Here is an 18,568-nt window from a genome sequence, read left to right on the forward strand (position 1 = left end):
TTACCTGAACAAAAAAGAGCCTGACGAACTTCAAGCTCGTCAGGTTTTTCCAGAGGAAATTGCTGTAAAAACCAAAAAAAATTTTGTATTAGCACAGCCTCGCAATTGGTTTTTACTTGAGTAAATCACATTTTCGCGGCTCGATTTTCATCAAAATACTTTTTGTGATTTACAACAAAGCTTAGACCATTTCTGCATCCTCCACGATCCCAGCTTTGTCGAGATCTTCAAAGCCCTGGTACGAGGGATCCAGGACTGTTGCTAGGCCACGGCCGTAGGCTCCAACCGCTTCGCCGACACCTCCGTAGAAGGTTGGAAAAGCGTAAATCATGCTGCGTAGATCTGCTAGCTTGACCTTTGCATGAATAGCGAGCGTGAGCAAGCCAATTATCTCACCACCGCTGGGCCCAACGGCCGTAGCCCCAATCAGGACACCCGTTTTGCGGTCAGCGATCAACTTAAAGAGACCTCCCCCGGATGCATGGAGCCAACCCCGAAAGGTCGCTGGCAGTTGCTTGACCGCAACGATGATGTCGCGGCCCGCCGCCTCCGCCTCTGCCTCTGTGAGGCCAACGCTGCCTACCTCCGGTTCGGTAAAAGTAACCCTCGGTACAGCATCGTACCGCGCTGGTGGACGATCAAGCCCCAGAATATCTGCAGCGATGATGGCTGATTGATAGAGAGCGACATGGGTGAACATGCCCTGACCCGTAATATCTCCCATTGCCCAGAGGCCATCATCAGCCCGCATCCTCTCATCTACTTGGATAAAAGGAGACTGATTGTTCAAACCTGCAGACTCCAGACCCAGACCCGTTAAATTTGCCTTGCGGCCTGTCGCCACAAGAAGACGCTCACCACTAAGTTCCACGCCTCCCGCCAGGGACACAATGACTGACCCATCAACTGAGCGAACGCCTTCAACGGCCGTGCCAGTATGGATTTGAATTCCTTCCGCAGCGAAGACCGATTCAATTGCCATCGAGGCTTCAGGTTCTTCAGCAGGCAACAATCTTTCACCAGCTTCAACTATTGTGACTTCAACGCCAAACCGAGCCAGTACTTGACCTAATTCACTGCCAATAGCCCCGCCACCCAGCAGAATGATTGATTTAGGCAGCGTTTCGGCCTGAATCAACTCCCTAGTCGTCCAAAAATCTACGTCTGAAAGACCAGGAATATTGGGAACGGCCGTTCTCGACCCGGTGGCAATAACGACACCGCGACGAGCTGTAAAACTCTGGTTGCCCACCGTCACAGTGCGCGGCCCGGTCAACTTGCCACGACCTTTCACTAAAGTGCCGCCACGGCTTTCAAAGCGTGCCACTGCGGCAGAATCATCCCATCCGCCAGTTGCTTCGGCACGAATTCGGGCGGCTACCAAGCGCCAGTCTGGCGTGACTTCAACCTCACCAGCGATACCGTCAATCCGACGCGCCTCTTGAAGTAGGCCAGCGGCTCGAATCATCATCTTCGAGGGCAGACATCCCCAATAGGGGCAAACGCCACCTACCAGAGCCGCCTCAACACCAACAACATCAAGTCCAGCACCCAAGAGTCTTAGGGAGAGGTCTTCTCCACTTGTGCCCACACCAAGTACAATTACATCAACCTCACGGTGATTCAAGCTGGTGTTATTACCATTCGATTTTTTATCATTTTTGTACATTGTTCATTCCTTTTAATGTGATGAGTAGACATACTGGAATTTCCAGCATATCGTCATAATTGATTTACTTAATTCGCCATGCTTCCCGCCAGCTCGTAGCCAGCCTCTTGCCATGCTGCCAAACCACCTGCATAGCGGTAAAGATTTTGGTAGCCCAACTTAGAAAGCATCATATAAGCATTGAAACTGGAAGGGCAGGCCGGGTTGGAGCAGTAAACGACAATTTCATCATCGGGTGAGAGATTCGCCACAGTTTCAGGGATGTTCTCAAGATGTTGTGAACCTGGAATGTGACTTTGCTCAAAATATTGTCGCTCCAACGTCATAAACAGTTTGAAGTTGTCTCCACGATCTAATTTTTCTTTTAGGTCTTCTAGGCTAATAATTCTCATTTTTGTATCCTCTAATTTAAGTAGATTTTGTCTGTGTTATCGGTGATAGTTGTCATTGGCCATTGCCAATCTTGTTTAGAAACGCTGCGCCACAGGCGACTCAACGATTGGCTCAAATGGCTTTGGAAGGTTTGGGAAAGCCCGGCAAGGTCATTTACTGATTGTTGTTCTAGACATTCGCGTAGGGCCACACTGCCGATGGCAGAGGCTGTCATGCCTTGGGCATACATTGGGTTCAAGACGTAGGCAGCATCTCCATAAACCAGGAATCCTTCCAAAAATCGAGGCAAATTGTCGTAGCGACGTACCCGGCTGGCCGCACCGCGAAAGCCGATTGGCTTGGTTAGGGTTTTTGCATCCTTTATGGCATTGTATAAGCGTTGTGTGGGCATGCTTTTGGCAAATTCCAAAAAGCCTCCCTCGTCCAGCGGTGGATAATCTTCGCCAACGCCAAGTAAGGTTACATGCCAACGATTGCCCTCTATGGGAATAATGATGCCGCCACGCGTTCCATCTGGTGGTGTTGGCCGAACGTACATGGTTGCCCAACTGTGATCAAACTCTTCTGGAATCTCATACACGCGGGTGGCATAGCCAACAAAGGAGTTGATTGACCACTCCTCTGGGGGCGTGAAGCCGAGATTGCCCAACCATTGAGGTGCCTTTGAATTTTTACCGCTAGCGTCAATGATGAGATCGGTTGATAATTTGTACTCTGGCGTTCCACAGCAACGGCATTGGAGCCAGATTCCGGTTACCTTTTCATTTTTGCTGTCTACATGGAGCCGTGTCGCTTTTAGGCCTTGCTTGATTTCTACACCGGGCAGGGCCGCTACGCGACGGTAGATGGTTGATTCGAGCAGCGGGCGGCTACAGGATAGAGAGAGATTTTTTGGGCGGGATACGGCCGTGTGCCACTCCCCACCATATTGAAAAGTAATTTCCTTTTTTGTGTCAACATTGATAGCTCCTTTGGCCAGTAGCTCTTGAATGAGCCCTGGAAATTGCTCTTCCATGATCTCTAGCCCACGGGGCAGCAATCGGTGCGCGTGCCGAGCTTGGGGAATACCGGAACGAAACTGTACAGGATCAGGCTGCACGTCCCGGTCAATAATGGTTACCTTTTTGAAAAAGTCGCTCAGCACTTTGGCTGCCAACAGCCCAGCAATGCTGCCGCCAATAACCACGGCATGTCCATATCGGGCGTTATGTGCATGGGTTTGAAACGGCCGAAATGCTGCTTGTGCTCCGTATGAATAAGAAATAATTGCGTTCATGTTTTCCTCCAAAATCAGGGCTGAAATCGTTTACTAACCGTATGAGCTTTAATTCGGGTAAAAGGTGCTGTTGGTTGTGGGGCAGGCAGCAGCTGTGCTGCTGCCTGCCGCCGCCTTTTTAGTCAACCAACGTGATGGACACAGGAACCGGGTTGCGGATGATGTCTAGTACAGGGGAAGTTTCTTGCACATAAGCACAAAGCGCTTCCAACTTTTCACGCGGAGCATCACTTTTCACGCGGTAGATCAGGTTAATATTGTCATATCCAGGACGAACTGTTTCCGAAAGACCCAAAAAGCCAAGCAAATCGAGGTCGCCTTCCAGATCGAACTCTAAACTTTCGATGTGAATACCTTGGGCTGCTGCATTGTAGATGAACCCAACAGTGAGACATGAGGCCAGCGCGTGCAAAACGGTTTCGACTGCGTTTGGCCCGTGGTCTTCACCAAGCAAAACGGCCGGTTCGTCACCCTCTAAAATAAAGGGTTGGCTGCGGGTAGTGTCTTCGCCACCTGCGCCGTAAAACGATTGAATCGTTGTGCGGGAGTGGCCACCGCTTACCCATTGGGTGTGCGAGCGGAACTGGAACTTGGCAATTTCAGGATCTTCCTGAATGGCACCGATGGTTTCGACGAGTTGGTCAACGTTGACCCCGTTTAAAAATGTTGCTGTTTTGTTTAACATGTGTCTGCCTCCTATAGCAGTTTGCCAGTTCATTTGTGAAGTGGCTGAATTGATTTAGGGGCAGAATAGCAGGGCAATCTCCCTGATTTCTTGCAGGGAAATTGCACTTTATTTTGTTGAGGTAAGAGTTATGGGATCAATGGGGAGCGTGTAGGCGAGCGAGGATATTATCTGCTTCGTGTTGGGCAGTTTGGGCTTCGGCTTCTGCTTCGGTGCGGCGGTAGAGTTCGGCAACGGCCGTTAGGCAGCGGGCGGCTTCATAATCATAGTTTGCTTGGCGGAAGTCTTCGTAGGCAGCAGTGTAGTGGGCAACGGCCGTAGCCACATCATTAAGCGCAGCAGCCAATTCCCCTCTCGCTTGCTGCGCCATAGCAACCCAGGTTCGGCTGCCGTACTCATTGGCCGCCTCGTCTAATCGTTGGCAAAATAGTTCTGCTTCATCAAATCGGCCTTGCGCTACGCGCACACTGATCGCAGCCGGGAGTAAGAGCGCATCGCAAGTGGTGCAGTTGCCATGCCGTTCACTCATCTCTAAACCGAGGGCAAGGGCATTTTCGGCTGCGGGCAAATCATTGGCCTCCAACCGATTGCGGGCAATGGCAGCATAGAGGCGCGTTAGGCAGTGGGCACGCATCACCGCCCGTTCCGCAGCTACGACACCTTCTTCCAGAATTTGTAACGCTTCATCAATTTGCCCTCGCGCCGTCAGCAACACCCCCAATCGTTGGCAAGAAAGGGCTTCCGCAGAGGCGGCCCCAATTTCTCGGCTTAGTTTAATCGATTCTTTCAACGCTGCTTCCGCTTCATCCCAACGCCCAGCCTGAAATTCCAAAGCGCCGTTGAAGCATTGGCAAACGGCCATGGCGCGGGGGGCACTCATGCGCCTCGCTTGTTTCATCGTTGTATCAACCGCTTGTTTGACATCTTCATACCCCTTATCACCATACAGGTGATACTCCCACAGTCAGAGGTGGACATCGAAGACGCCAGTTACATCCAAACCTGGTCCAGCCAATTCGGCGCGCTGTTCTTCAAAGAGCAGACCCTGTTGCCAATCACCTGTTGAGTGGCAAGCCAGGGCCAACATTTCAAAGGCGCGGGCAATGCCTTCTTCATCATTGAGCCGTTCAGCAATTGCCAAGCTGTTTTGGGCAACGTCAAATGCTTTTTGATATTCGTTGCGGTGCCAATGCAGTTGGGCGATGTTGTAAAGCAAGATAGCGTAATCGCCGGAATCCTCATGCTCATTCATCAGCGGGAGAGCGGTCATAAGATGGGCTTCGGCAGCTTCGGTATCGCCAGCAGTAAGCAGGGCAACGGCCGCGCCCCGATGCAGGCGCACACGGTCGGTTGGCTGAGGCTGCCACGCCTCGCTTGCAGGCATACTCAAGGCTCGCTCAAAATAGTCTACGGTGCGAACCGTATCGGCCAGAGTGATGCCCCACCAACCAAGCTGCTCTAAAATTTGCCAGCGTAAAGCCGGGTCTTCCCGGCCAGATTCGTCTAGCGCAGTTAGGGCATCTTGATAGTAGGTGACGGCGACTTCAAACGCATACAGTTTGGCTGCTTTCTGGCCTGCTTGTAATTGATAGGGGATGGCCTTTTCTAAATCTAAACTGCGACTGTAATGAAAGGCTAGGCTTTCTACGTAAGGAATTAGCCCTTCCGCTTTACGAGCGTAAGCGGTTTCGATAGCTTCGGCGATACGGGTGTGCTGGTGGGTGCGTCGCATTTGGCTCTGTGTTTGGTAGAGCACATGACGAATGAAGCCGTGTTGGAAGCGGTAACCTGTGCCTGTTTCATCTAATAGTTGGCCGCTCAGGGCGGTGTCTAGTGCGTCCAGCAGATCGTGGTCGGGTAAAATGTCTAGTCGCCGCAAAATGTCGAACCCAAAGTCGCGTCCGATGATGGCGGCCGCCTCTAGGGTGGTGACAACGGCCGTTCCTAAACGGGCAATCCGTTCTCGCATGAGTTCAGTTAGACCTGTAGGGATGCGTAAGGTGGCTTCTGGTTTCAACTGCCAACGGCCGTTGATTTGCACAAGCTGTTCCCATTTTACGAGGGCACGCGCCATCTCTTGCACAAAAAATGGATTGCCTTCAGAAACCTCAAAAACGGCTTGTACCAGTTCCGGGGTCGGCTCGCCTTCCAGAATGTGGGCAATGATATTGGCGGCGGCAGTCTGTGCCAGGGGAATCACTTCGATGATGGTTTGTAACTGCTCACGGTAGAGGGAGTTGAGCAATACGCCAAACGGCGAGGTGGGGGCATGGGCAATGTCTGTGCGATATGTGGCTAACAGGCAAATGGGCAGGCTTCGTGTCTGTCGTGCCAAAAAATGGAACAGGCGCAGGCTTGTTTCATCTGCAGCGTGTAAATCGTCAATGAATAAAATGAGGGGGGCTTCCTGAGCCATTTCGGCTAGGAAGTTGGCCGTGGCGTTAAATAATGCCCAATGCTCTTGTTGGGGATCGGTACTGCCGATGGCTTTATGATGGGTAATTGGGTTATCGGTTACTGGTCGTGATTGGGCGGCGAGGTAGCGATTGATAGCTTCTATAAAAGGTAGATAAGGAATTTGGCCTTCTTGTTCATAAAATGTGCCAAACAAGGTGATGGTACCATGATCGGTGGCTGTTTGTAAGGCTTCATAGGCCAGACGTGTTTTGCCGACACCGGTAACGCCAGCTAATAAAATGGTCTGCCCTTGCTGCTGTTGTGCCAAGTGCAGCGCTTTGTGTAGATCTTCTAATTCTTGCTCACGCCCGACAATGGGTGCTAATTGGTCAATTTCTAGGGCAATCGGTGCGGGGGGTGTCCAGGTGGATGTGGTTGCTGCGTCTGTGGCGGTGGCGGATGGGGCAGCGGCCGTTATCTCACCACTAAGAATCTGTTCGTATAAGGTCGTGGACTGGGCTTCTGGTTCAATCCCTAACTCCTCTTCCAGAATTTGGACACAGGTTTGGTATTGGCGCAACGCTTCATGGCGACGGCCGTCTAGCGCATAGAGGCGCATCAACTCCCTATGAACCGATTCATCAACTGGGTCTTGGACTATTAAAGGGTTTAGGTAGGCAATTGCTTGGCTAAATTGATTGTTCTGGGTCAGGTCATCAACCAACTTCAATGTCGTATCTCGAAAAAGCCTTTGGAGTCGTTCCCGATGGGGGGAAGCCCAATCGCTGTATAAATCATCGGGCAAGAGTGTCCCCTTGTATAATTTTACAGCTTGTGCCAGATTAAAACGTGGGGATTGGGTATTAGCTAATTGTTCAAACTCATGGACATCAACCACCACGCCTTGGTCTAGACTAAGGATGCCATCATTAAAGCTGAAAATGCTTTCGGCCGTACCGCTGCCAAAAGCCTTTTCAATGGTTTGGCGTAAGGCATAAATCGTACGGTAAAGATTGTTGGCACCCCCGTTCATAGTCGCATCCGGCCAGAGAAAATCAATTGCTTGATCTTTGATAATGCGCCGTTCAATGGCCAGCCGCTGCATGAGCATCGCTGCTTTGCGGCGCGACCAATCATCTGCTTTTAAATGAGTTCCCCCTTGAACAATTTCAAACTGACCTAGTAGGTATATTTGAATGGGAGATGTGTTGGAATCCAACATGCGCTCAATCCTGAGAAACAGTTATTTTGTGCGGAATTTGATGCGGAAAAGCTTGGATGATGGCAATTATAAATTGAAAGCGAATTCTTGCAATTTTGGTTCTACTGCTCGGTGCGGTTAAAATAGAGTCCTATGAATCAACCAGACATCATTTTTATCGTTTTGGACACCCAGCGGGCAGATCGATTGGGTTGCCATGGTCATAAAAAGGCCATTACACCACACCTAGATCAATTTGCCAACGAGGGTGTGTTGTTTGAGCAGGCTATTTCCCCAGCGCAGTGGACCATTCCCAGCCATGCCTCCATGTTTACCGGGCTGTACCCCACAGCCCACCAGGTAACCCAATCTTCGCAAAGTTTATCCCCAGAACGGCCGCATCTAGCCGAGATTTTACGCAATGCAGGCTACCAAACGGTAGCCTTTTGCAACAACCCGCTCGTTGGCATTCTGAACAATGGCTTTAAGCGGGGATTCCAAACGTTTTACAACTATGGGGGTGCCATCCCCAGTATGCCTAGCGATTCCACTACCTTGCCCCGCCCGCTGCGCCGTTTGATTGAGGCGTATACCCAATTTTTGCGCCGCATTTCCTATCCCATCCAGAACTTTTTTGGCCAATCTGATCTCGCCTTTCGCCTGTCGCTGAACGCTTGGTTTACGCCCATTTGGTCACGGGTGGCGAATTTTAAGGGGCAGAATGAGCGTTCAGTGCGGGATTTGAGCTATTTTTTGCAGAAGCGAGAAGAGATGGAGGAGGAACGGCCGTTATTCCTCTTCCTCAATCTCATGGAGACCCACCTACCCTTTACGCCCCCCGCCGAATTTATTGACAAAGTGGCCCCATACCTGCGCGGCAATAGAGAAGCCCGCACCATCATGCGCCGCTGGAACCGGGAATCGTACCGCTGGGCGGCACCGTTGGCCGAGCCGTTGGGCGAGCTAGAAGCACAAGTGCTGAGCGATTTGTATGATGCCGAGGTTGCCTACCAGGATGCTTACTTGGGGCAACTGTTGGAAACATTACGGCAGCGAGACAATGCAGAGAATACACTCACTATCATCGTGGCGGATCATGGGGATGGCTTGGGTGAGCACGGCTGCATGGGGCACGCTTTTGTAGCTTACCAGGAGCTGCTGCGCGTGCCGCTGCTCATGCAGTGGCCACGCCGCTTTAAGACGCCAAAGCGGATTCAAACGCCAGTTAGCACCCGGCGGGTGTTCCACACCATGCTGGATGCGGCAGGCCGCTTGCCACAGTCGGCCAATTTAGACCCAGTGCGGGTGCATAGTCTCACGTTGGCTAACACCGTGCTGGGGCGTGATCCGGAGCAGGGGGTAGCCTACAGTGAGGTTTATCCGCCGCTGACCTTTGTGAAGGCGATTGAAAAGCGGCAGCCTGAGCTTTTAGAGGCGTACCGCTGCCTCTCTGTACGGCGGGCGGTTGTGCAGCAAATGGGCGAAACGGAAGCCGATTCTGCACCTCACAAACTCATTCAGGTAGATGACAATTTAGATGAACTTTTTGATTTGGCGGATGATCCGTTAGAATCAGTGAATGTGCTGGCAGAACGACCGTCCATTGCCACACCCATGCACAAAGAGTTGAAACGGTGGGAAACGGCCGTATCGCACCAGAAAAACCAGGTCAACGCGGGCACCCAAATTGAATTGGATGACACCATGACCCGCCGACTGCGCGCTCTGGGCTACATGGAATAGATTTAGCCACGGAGGAAAAAGAGAAAGTTCTCTAAAACCTCTGTGTTCTCTGTGGCAAAAAATAAAAATCAACGAACCTAACAATCAAAAGAGAGAGGAAAAGAGATGTTTGACGCAATCAATATCAACCGGGTTGCCTTCGAAATCCCGCTGCCCCAATTTATACAAAACTGGTTCCCCAGCCTGGGCGCAACCCTGCCGATATTTTGGTACGGAATCATTATCGTCATTGGCATTGCGCTGGGAGCCTGGTGGGCAGCCCGTGAGCTGCAAAAACGGCAGCTCGGGGTCAAAGCGATTGATGAATTTTACAACGGGCTCATTATTGTGGTGTTTGCTGGCTACTTTTTTGCCCGGCTCACCTATGTTGTTTTAGACATCATTGATGGCGCACAGTACAGTAGCATTGGGCAGGTGCTCAACTTCCGCGCTGGCGGGGTAAACATTTTAGGCGGTTTTGTGGGTGCGGCGCTAGTGGGTTGGTTCTACGTGGCGTGGCGGCGGCTTAAATTTTGGCATTATGCCGATGTGGCTGGCCCGGCACTGCTGCTGGCGCAGGCCATTGGTCGCTGGGGCAACTTTATCAACCAGGAGCTATACGGTCCACCAACTGGCAGCAGCACCTGGGGCTTGCTCATTGACCCGCAGTTTCGCATTGCTCAGTACAGTGACTTAACCGTCTACCCTCCTGAAACGCGCTTTCATCCCACCTTTTTCTACGAATCCATTGCCTTGTTTGTGGGTTTTGTGCTGCTGGTGTGGCTGAACGGCCGTTTCCGAGACAAGTGGGAACCCAGCACCCTGTTCGGTCTTTTCCTGCTTTGGTGGGGGGGCAATCGCACCTGGATCGAGTTTTTTCGACCCGACCAAACCACCATTGGCAGCTCAGTGTTGACCTACTCCATGCTGGCAGCTTTCGCTATTGCCTTGTTTGGATTATGGTTAACGCTTAAAAAGATGGATCGCCTGCCGCAAACAATGGGCAATCGCCGCAAACGGCCTATCAAGCCAAAACCACGCCGCAATTAAATACGGCAAGCGGTGATCAGTCATCGGTAATCAGACTGTTTACCGATAACTGAAAATCGGTACCTTAGCAGCCGGGTTTGTTGAAAGCCATCTCGTAATTGATGGTTGAATTTAACAAGCTCGGCTTTTGTTTATATCGCGCAAAACCAACCTCCCGCAGGTTTCGCATGAGAGCATCTTCTGAGGATGAGCCTGCGGGAGGTTTAGTAAGGAGCAGAATACAATGGAAATTGGCGAAAAAGTCGGCGCATTGGCGCTCACTTTTGATGATGTTTTATTAAGCCCCGGCTATTCCGAAGTGTTGCCAGCTAATGTGAATTTACGCACCCGCCTGGCGGGTAATTTGTACCTCAATATTCCGCTCCTATCTGCAGCGATGGACACCGTGACCGAAGCGCGGCTGGCCATTGGGCTAGCCCGACTGGGCGGCATTGGCGTGATTCACCGCAATCTAACGCCAGAAGAGCAGGCGGAAGAGGTAGACAAGGTCAAACGCTCCGAGGCGGGGATGATTGTAGATCCCGTGACGCTGCGCGCCGACAACACATTGGCTGATGCAGAAGCGTTGATGAGCCGCTACCATATCTCTGGCGTGCCTATCACCGACGAAGATGGCAAGCTGGTAGGCATCCTCACCAATCGAGATACGCGCTTTGTAGAGCCAGGCCCACAGCCTGTGTCCGAGTTCATGACCAGCAAAAACCTGGTGACGGCGACGGTGGGCACCACGCTGGAAGAGGCCAAAGAGATTTTGCATCGTCATCGCATTGAAAAGCTGCCGTTGGTGGATGAAGATGGCTACCTGAAGGGGCTCATCACCGTCAAGGACATCCAGAAGAAGCTGAACTACCCCATGCAGGCGTCGGATGCAAACGGCCGTCTCCTTTGCGCTGCTGCCATTGGGGTGGGGGAAACCGGGTTGGCTCGGCTGGAACTGCTGGTGAAGGCCAGTGTGGATGCGGCCGTGATTGACACGGCGCACGGCCACACTGCCCTGGTGCTGCAAACGGTGCGCGAGGCCAAAAATCGGTATCCCAAGCTGCCGATCATTGCTGGGAATGCTGCCACTCCCGCTGGCGTGCGCGATCTGGTGAAAGCGGGTGCAGATGCGGTGAAAATTGGCATTGGGGCTGGCTCCATCTGTACCACGCGGGTAGTCTCTGGTGCGGGGATGCCTCAGTTAACGGCCGTACTTGAAAGCGCCGCCGAATGCCACAAACATAATGTCCCCTGCATTGCCGATGGGGGCATCAAGTACAGCGGTGACATCGTCAAGGCAATGGCGGCAGGTGCAGACGCAGTGATGCTGGGTTCCATGCTGGCCGGGCTAGAAGAAAGCCCCGGCGACATCATTTTGTACGAAGGCCGCCGCTACAAAGTGTATCGCGGCATGGGCAGCTTAGGTGCTATGCAGGGCCACGGAGCCGACAGGTACGGCAGCAGCGTGAAGAGCAACCAATCCATCCGCACCGAGCGGGACAAGCTGGTGCCGGAAGGCGTGGAAGGGCAGGTTCCCTATCGGGGCAAGCTGGCCGACGTGACCTACCAGCTCATTGGTGGGCTGCGCTCTGGCATGGGGTATGTGGGTGCAGCCAACTTGCAGGAGCTGCACCAAAAAGCCCGATTTGTCCGCATCACCAATGCGGGTCTGCTAGAAAGCCATCCACACGGCATTTTAGTCACCAAAGAAGCGCCGAACTACCAGGTACGGCGATAGACTTTTTTGTCACAGAGGGCACAGAGATTTAAGAGAATTGATAGTTGTCATTCTGAATGGACCGCAGCTAAATGAAGAATCCCGTTCAACTTGGGTAGGATGCTTCGCTGCGCTCAGCATGACAAGGTAGTACTCGATCCTCTCTTTCTCCTCTGTGTTCTCTGTGGCCAATTCAAATTATGACTTTCACACACGATACCTTCATTTCCCCCTTCACTTGGCGCTACGGCAGCGAGGCGATGCGCCAGATTTGGTCTGAGCAAAACAAGCGGCGGCTCATGCGCCAGGTTTGGGTGGCGTTGGCGATCGCGCAGCACCAGGCGGGGTTGGTCACTGCCGAACAATTGGCCGACTTGCAAGCCCACGCCGAACAGGTGGATATCGAACGCGCCTTGGAAATCGAGAAAGAAACGCGCCACGATGTGATGGCCGAGATTCGCACCTATGCCGAGCAGTGTGAAGTGGGCGGTGGCATCATCCATTGGGGAGCCACCAGCGCAGACATCACCGACAATGTAGATGTGCTGAGATTGCGGGAAGCGGCCGTTCTCCTGCAAAATCAGCTTAAACAGTTACTTACACATTTGGCGGATCGCATTGAGGAAACGGCCGCTCTGCCCACCATGGCCCACACCCACATCCAGCCTGCCGAACCCACTACCCTTGGCTACCGCTTCGCCGTCTATGCCCAGGATTTGCTAGAGGATTACCAGAATCTCCAATCTCTAATCTCCAATCTCCGGGGCAAAGGCTTGAAAGGCGCAGTTGGTACCCAGGCAGGTTACGACGAGCTGCTCGCAGAATCAAAGATAGACGCGCTAGAGATGGAAGCCGTAGCGATGAATGTTTTGGAATTACCATACTTTCCAATTGCCACACAAACGTACACGCGCCAGCAGGATTTGCGCGTGCAAAATGTGCTGGCGGGAATTGCCGCTTCGCTGCATAAATTTGCCCTCGATTTTCGCGTCTTGCAGTCGCCACCCTTCGGCGAGTGGGCAGAGCCGTTTGGCAAAAAGCAGGTCGGTTCGTCGGCAATGCCCTTCAAGCGCAATCCGATCAACACAGAGAACATCTGCTCGCTGGCGCGGTACGTGGCCGGGCTGCCCGCGGTGGCTTGGGACAATGCCAGCCAAGCAATTTTGGAGCGCAGCCTGGACGATTCGGCCAATCGGCGACTGTTCCAGGCGGAGGGCTTTTTAGCCACGGATGAACTGCTGCGCCGCGCCACGCGCATCGTGGCGGAGATGGTGATTGATGAGCAGGCGATTGCTCGGAACATGGCCACTTACGGCCCCTTTGCCGCCACCGAGCGGGTGCTGATGGCACTTGTTGCGGCCGGAGCCAGCCGCCAAGAGGGGCATGAGTGGATACGGGAGGCAAGTTTGCAGGCGTGGGCTGCTTTACGTGAAGGGCAAGCCAATCCACTGATTGAATTGCTGGTTGCCGACGAGCGCATCGGGCAATATTTAGAGGCAGCAGATGTTGTGACGTTGATGAGAGCGGAAGGGTATGTGGGAACGGCCGTATCTCGCGCCCATACCTTCGCCCAAACAGTCAGGGATGCACTTCAATAGGTAGGGTGAAGCCAATCCTTGTTTGTAAGCTAATCAAAGAGCTGTAGCAGGGCAACAATTCTTACAAATTGTTTACGCGCTAGTAAGGGGGACGTAAGAACTGCTTTGTAAACTACCTCTATTTGCTATACTGCAACTTATAAGGCGAAATGCTTTGTAATAAGGAGATTCCTCATGTTTAATAAAGTTTTTGGACGACGCGAGCAGGAAGATGCCGTACGCGGCATGAATCGGTTACCACCTGGGCAGTCGTTAACGCAAAAGTTCCCAGTGCTGCATTATGGCCCTACGCCTAACACCGATTTAGCTACCTGGGATTTGCGCGTTTTTGGTGCGGTGGAGGAAGAAGTGGCGTGGGATTGGGAAGCCTTCAACAAGCTGCCTCGCACCAAGCTGACACTGGACATTCATTGCGTTACTCGCTGGTCCAAATTTGATACGGATTGGGAAGGCGTTTCGCTGAAAACGCTTGTGGACGAGGGTTTCATCAAGCCAAAGCCAGAAGCAAAATATGTGATTCAGCATTGCGAAGTGGGGTACACTACCAACACGCCGCTAGACCTTGTTTTGCAGGATAATTTCCTGCTGGCGACCCATTTTGACGGCAAGCCGCTAACGGTTGAGCATGGCTGGCCCCTGCGTGGCGTCATTGGTGCATTCCCAGACCGCAGCGAGAAGAAGTCGGCGTATTTGTGGAAGGGGGGCAAATGGTTGCGTGGGCTAGAGTTCCGGGCGGATGACCAGCTTGGCTTTTGGGAGCGGGCTGGCTACCACAATGAAGCAGACCCGTGGCAGGAGCAGCGTTTTGCTGGCGACCGCTGGTTCTAAAAAGAGTTAGCCGCAGATTACCGGATTTCCGCAGATTTTTAAACATCTGTGAAAATCCGTGAAATCTGTGGCTAGTTAGAAAGTTGTAGAAGCACTCCCCATCTTTTCTTTCAAAAACCTTTTGGCGATGTCTACCGGCACGGCGAGGCCAACTTGGGGGCCGGAGATCATGGTGTTGATGCCTACGAGACGGCCGTTTCCATCTACCAATGGCCCGCCAGAATGCCCTGGTCGTAGCTGAATGCCAAGCTGCACCAGCTCCCCGCGATACCCGTTTTGCTCTAAAGGTTGGCCTACATCAATCACGGTTCCCCAGGAAGCTGCGCCAACCACCCCCCAGGGATGCCCCACCGCCACCACCCAATCCCCCGTTTTTAGCTGGCTGGAATGACCTAGCTCAATGGTTGGCAGGTGATTGGCGGCAATGTAAAGCGCAGCCAGGTCGGTGGATTCGTCGTAGGCCAGCAGTTGGGAGGGGAAGGAACGGCCGTCTGCCAAAGTTATTTCTGGCTCTCGTCGCTGCACGACGTGGGCGTTCGTCAGAATCAGCCCGTCGCTGTGCCAAATGGTGCCTGCCCCAAAGCCGCGACGGCCGTTGCCGATACGAACCACACTTTGCTGCACCGTCTGGATGAGCGAAGTCATAGTTTGGTTGATGTCGTTGAGAAGATTCATATAAAAATTAAAAAAGCCGCGAATTACGCGAATTGACGCGAAGGTGTTTTTAATTCGTGAAAATTCGCGGCTAAAAAGAAATTGGCTCATCTATAAGATGTGTGCGACGTGCCTTTATGTGACAGTCACTTCAAAAGTGACTGTCACATTGATGCACACTTTTTACCCATGAGCCAAGAAATTAAGATCGAGCGGCGACGGTGATTTCGGTTGTGTGAACCTCGCCACCGCGAACGAATTTGGCAGGTACGGCCGTACCCACAACATCCCCCGCCAGCAAAGCCAGCAAATCATCATGGGATTGCACCGCACTATCGGCAAAGGATACGAGTGTATCGCCCATCGTCAGACCCGCTTTGGCTGCCGGGCTACGACGTTCTACCGAGACGACCAGCAGGCCCCGCTTTTGGTTCAGCTCTGCCTTCAAATCATCTGGCAAATGCACGCGCTGGGTGCTGATGCCCAGGTAGCCGCGTTGAACCCGGCCGTGCGCCTGTAGCGCGTCCGCCACTCGCGCTAGAGTGGGGGTAGGAATTGTTAAACTCACACCGCGACCCAATGCAGAGCTGTTTAGCCCGATAAGCTGCCCAGAAATGTCCACCAACGGGCCACCGGAGAAGCCAGGATACATCACCACGTCGGTTTGCAAATAGCGGTCAATTTGGCCGCCACGACGGGTGCGCCACCCTTCACCCAGGGCGGAAACGATACCCAGGGTGGCCTGCACAGTTCGTCCGGGACGTCCCAGTGCGAGTACCAGGTTGCCGACGCTCAGCTCTTGTTTGTTCCCTTCAACGATTGGTGTTAGGCCGCTGGCGTCTGTCTTTAGCAAGGCGAGGTCAGTAGAGGGGTCACGCCCGACCAGGCTGGCGCTCACGCGCTCGCCGTTGGGCAGACCAATTTTCACACCTTCGTCTCGTCTAACGACGTGACTGGCGGTGAGGATGAGGCCATCTTCGCTCCAAGCAAATCCTGTTGCGCTGAGGCGACGTCGCCCTTCCACGCGCACGATGCTGTTTTCTGCCAGGGAAACGGCCGTTGCCAATGCCGCCGAAAGTTCAGTTAAAACGTTACTCATAGTTGCTCCTTGTTTTTCGCGGAAAAAATCCGCGCCTACGTTTGTTGATGGTTGTTAGTTTAGGGGAGTTTGGCTTGCCGCGAATCAGCCATTTCGGGAGTTGCTACCTGGAAGAATGGGTAGGTTGGGAGTACTAGCCGCGGAATTCATAGGATTTAATCTTTTTAATCCGCGAAATCCGCGGCCAAAAAATTGTTTACAACAACAGTAGCCCCAACCGCGTAGCCTGCACCACTGCCTCGGTGCGACTTTGGGCGTTGAGCTTGCCTAGGATGGCGTTGACGTGGAATTTAACGGTGTGGTCGCTGATAGCAAGCTGGTGGGCGATGGCTTTGTTGGTGAGTCCTTCGGCTAGCAGAGTGAGCACTTCCTGCTCGCGTGGGGTGAGTTCGGCGTATTCAGGTATGGTTTCTGGAGCCATGAGGGGGGCGGTTTGTACGGCCGTTACAAAATCCACATCCAGCGCAGCCACGTCGTGCAAAGCCACTTGCATGGCAGCCACAATCGCTGCGGCTGGGGCCTCCCGCCGTAGCTGTGCCTGAATGCCGAGTGACCATAGTTGGGGAACGGCCGTTTCATCTGGCAAAAGTGCCACCACAGGCAGCGGAAACGGTTCGTCATCGGGCAGCGTGGTGACGGCGTCCCAACCCACATCCCAAACCACGCCATCTAGCAGTGCGTCAGACCAATCGTCTGCCTGTAGATCGGCCAGCCAATCGGCTAAGCTCATTTGGGCTATGATGTCACAATTGGGTTCAGCCGCCAGCAGCGTGACCAATCCAGCCCGCGCCAGCGGGTCGTCAGCCACAACCGCTACAGAAATTTCGCTCATAGCGGCCAAGCGTACCACACTTCTCTATGAGGAGGGTAAGATTCGCAGTTGCTAAGCCAAACCTGAAAGGTCTACGGAATTGTTTGTGCCTAGCAGTGCTATCGAAAAAGCTCTGTTCGGCTTTTGGTTAGTTCGTAAAATTGGCGGGTTGGGAGTAAGATTTGCCTCTTTTGGAAATGTTAAAAGGAATCAGATGAATTCAGCAACCCTTTCCCATGCCACGCGGCAGCGGCTAACTGGCGCACTGTTTTTCTCGCAAAGTGTATTTTCTGCGGCAATGATTGCGGCCTTTACCCTGACACCGATTTTGGCAGCGGAGCTGGGTGGCAGCGACACGGTAGCAGGCGTGCCCAATACGGTTACGCTGCTGGGGCGGGCGTTGGCTGCTTACCCCATTGGCTGGTTGTTTGACAAGGTGGGGCGTCGGCTGGGCCTTTCTGTGGGGTTTGCGCTGGCGTTGGCCGGGGCTTTGCTCACAGTCTGGTCGGTGATGAATACGTCGTTCATTGGGTTTTGTGCGGGCGCAGCCTTGATGGGGATGGGGCGTGGCGGCAGCGACCAGGCACGCTACGTGGCAGCAGAGGTACAAACACCAGACCGCCGCGCCAAAGTGATTGGCCTAATTGTATTTGCTGGCACGATAGGAGCCATAGGTGGGCCAGCTTTGGTGGGACCATCTGCTAGCTTTGCCGAAAGCTGGGATTTGTTGGGGGATACAGGGCCCTATTTAGCGGCCATGGTGCTGTATGCCGTTGGCCTGCTGACGATTTTCTTTTTTTTGCGCCCTGACCCCCAGCAGGTGAGCCAAGCGTTGGCGGTTGAAAATCCGACTGAGGAGACAGATGTGCCGATACGGCCGTTATCCCAAATTTTCCGCCAGCCAACCGTGTTGCTGGCAGTGGCTTCGATGGCGATTGGTCAGCTTGTCATGGCGCTAATCATGGTGATTACGCCGTTGCACATGGATCACCACAATCATGGCACAGAGTCGGTGTCGTTGGTGATTATGGCACATACGTTGGGGATGTTTGGCTTGTCTAGCGTCACAGGCTGGCTGATTGATCGGTACGGCCGTCTTCCGCTCATTGTGGCCGGTTCCACCATTTTGATCCTCTCTGGGATTTTAGCTCCGCTTTCAGCGGCCGTACCGAACCTGGCAGTGGCGCTCTTTTTGCTGGGGCTGGGCTGGAACTTTTGCTTTATTGCCGGGTCATCTTTGCTGGCGGATGCGTTAGCAGCCAAAGAACGGGCTCGCGCCCAGGGTGCCAGTGAGGTGCTGGTTTCACTGGCAAGCAGCGCGGGTAGTTTGGGTACGGGTGTGGTGTTTAATCAGGGTGGCATGACGGCCGTTGCCGCCGTTGGTATTGCTCTCACCTTGCTATTGGTGGCGCTGCTCTTCTGGTTTAATCGCTTTCAGCAGCAGCGGACACCCCCTGCTGCCCCTGCCTAGTGCAGTCCGGTAAATGTG

General features: G+C 53.2%; 15 protein-coding genes. 6 read left to right on the forward strand and 9 right to left on the reverse strand.

The window, feature by feature from the left end:
- Positions 1-181: 181 nt before the first annotated feature.
- The 6 genes from ACOQPM_RS03180 to ACOQPM_RS03205 form a co-directional block, all read right to left on the reverse strand.
- On the reverse strand, positions 182-1,627 hold the full coding sequence (locus ACOQPM_RS03180) for a dihydrolipoyl dehydrogenase family protein (protein WP_420628248.1): 1,446 nt from the start codon (positions 1,625-1,627) through the stop codon (positions 182-184).
- Positions 1,628-1,737: 110 nt separating this feature from the next.
- Entirely contained in the window at positions 1,738-2,061 is a 324-nt protein-coding gene (locus ACOQPM_RS03185) for a rhodanese-like domain-containing protein (protein ID WP_420627780.1), read from the reverse strand.
- A gap of 11 nt (positions 2,062-2,072) precedes the next feature.
- Positions 2,073-3,338, reverse strand: coding sequence for an FAD-dependent oxidoreductase (locus ACOQPM_RS03190; RefSeq protein ID WP_420627781.1), 1,266 nt, complete (start codon positions 3,336-3,338; stop codon positions 2,073-2,075).
- A gap of 118 nt (positions 3,339-3,456) precedes the next feature.
- The gene (locus ACOQPM_RS03195) at positions 3,457-4,023 is read right to left on the reverse strand and encodes an OsmC family protein (protein WP_420627782.1); all 567 of its coding nucleotides are present in this window, start codon (positions 4,021-4,023) and stop codon (positions 3,457-3,459) included.
- Positions 4,024-4,159: 136 nt separating this feature from the next.
- A complete protein-coding gene (locus ACOQPM_RS03200; RefSeq protein ID WP_420627783.1) occupies positions 4,160-4,921 on the reverse strand; it encodes a tetratricopeptide repeat protein in 762 nt (253 codons plus the stop codon).
- Between the two features lie 66 nt (positions 4,922-4,987).
- Positions 4,988-7,642 carry an AAA family ATPase gene (locus tag ACOQPM_RS03205; RefSeq protein ID WP_420627784.1) on the reverse strand — a complete coding sequence of 885 codons (2,655 nt, stop codon included), beginning with the start codon at positions 7,640-7,642 and terminating at the stop codon, positions 4,988-4,990.
- Positions 7,643-7,774: 132 nt separating this feature from the next.
- Here ACOQPM_RS03205 and ACOQPM_RS03210 point away from each other — a divergent pair, with 132 nt between their 5' ends.
- The 5 genes from ACOQPM_RS03210 (at position 7,775) to ACOQPM_RS03230 (ending at position 14,515) form a co-directional block, all read left to right on the forward strand.
- The gene (locus ACOQPM_RS03210) at positions 7,775-9,364 is read left to right on the forward strand and encodes a sulfatase (protein WP_420627785.1); all 1,590 of its coding nucleotides are present in this window, start codon (positions 7,775-7,777) and stop codon (positions 9,362-9,364) included.
- A 105-nt stretch (positions 9,365-9,469) separates the two neighbouring features.
- On the forward strand, positions 9,470-10,393 hold the full coding sequence (gene lgt, locus ACOQPM_RS03215) for a prolipoprotein diacylglyceryl transferase (protein WP_420627786.1): 924 nt from the start codon (positions 9,470-9,472) through the stop codon (positions 10,391-10,393).
- A 223-nt stretch (positions 10,394-10,616) separates the two neighbouring features.
- The gene (gene guaB / locus ACOQPM_RS03220) at positions 10,617-12,110 is read left to right on the forward strand and encodes an IMP dehydrogenase (RefSeq protein ID WP_420627787.1); all 1,494 of its coding nucleotides are present in this window, start codon (positions 10,617-10,619) and stop codon (positions 12,108-12,110) included.
- A 179-nt stretch (positions 12,111-12,289) separates the two neighbouring features.
- Positions 12,290-13,687, forward strand: coding sequence for an adenylosuccinate lyase (purB, locus tag ACOQPM_RS03225; RefSeq protein WP_420627788.1), 1,398 nt, complete (start codon positions 12,290-12,292; stop codon positions 13,685-13,687).
- A 174-nt stretch (positions 13,688-13,861) separates the two neighbouring features.
- Positions 13,862-14,515, forward strand: a complete 654-nt coding sequence (locus tag ACOQPM_RS03230) for a sulfite oxidase-like oxidoreductase (protein ID WP_420627789.1) — start codon at positions 13,862-13,864, stop codon at positions 14,513-14,515.
- 75 nt (positions 14,516-14,590) lie between these two features.
- On the opposite strand, the gene ACOQPM_RS03235 is transcribed toward ACOQPM_RS03230, so the two are convergent.
- From ACOQPM_RS03235 to ACOQPM_RS03245, 3 genes are all read right to left on the reverse strand, one after another.
- Positions 14,591-15,190 (reverse strand): S1C family serine protease, encoded by a 600-nt coding sequence (locus ACOQPM_RS03235; RefSeq protein WP_420627790.1) that lies wholly within the window; start codon positions 15,188-15,190, stop codon positions 14,591-14,593.
- Positions 15,191-15,371: 181 nt separating this feature from the next.
- The gene (locus tag ACOQPM_RS03240) at positions 15,372-16,268 is read right to left on the reverse strand and encodes a S1C family serine protease (protein ID WP_420627791.1); all 897 of its coding nucleotides are present in this window, start codon (positions 16,266-16,268) and stop codon (positions 15,372-15,374) included.
- Positions 16,269-16,464: 196 nt separating this feature from the next.
- The gene (locus tag ACOQPM_RS03245; protein WP_420627792.1) at positions 16,465-17,100 is read right to left on the reverse strand and encodes a helix-turn-helix domain-containing protein; all 636 of its coding nucleotides are present in this window, start codon (positions 17,098-17,100) and stop codon (positions 16,465-16,467) included.
- A gap of 193 nt (positions 17,101-17,293) precedes the next feature.
- Between ACOQPM_RS03245 and ACOQPM_RS03250 the strand changes: the two genes are divergently transcribed.
- On the forward strand, positions 17,294-18,550 hold the full coding sequence (locus ACOQPM_RS03250; protein ID WP_420627793.1) for an MFS transporter: 1,257 nt from the start codon (positions 17,294-17,296) through the stop codon (positions 18,548-18,550).
- Positions 18,551-18,568: the final 18 nt, after the last annotated feature.

Origin of the sequence: Candidatus Leptofilum sp., assembly GCF_965223525.1 — a bacterium.
GTDB lineage: Bacteria > Chloroflexota > Anaerolineae > Promineifilales > Promineifilaceae > Leptofilum.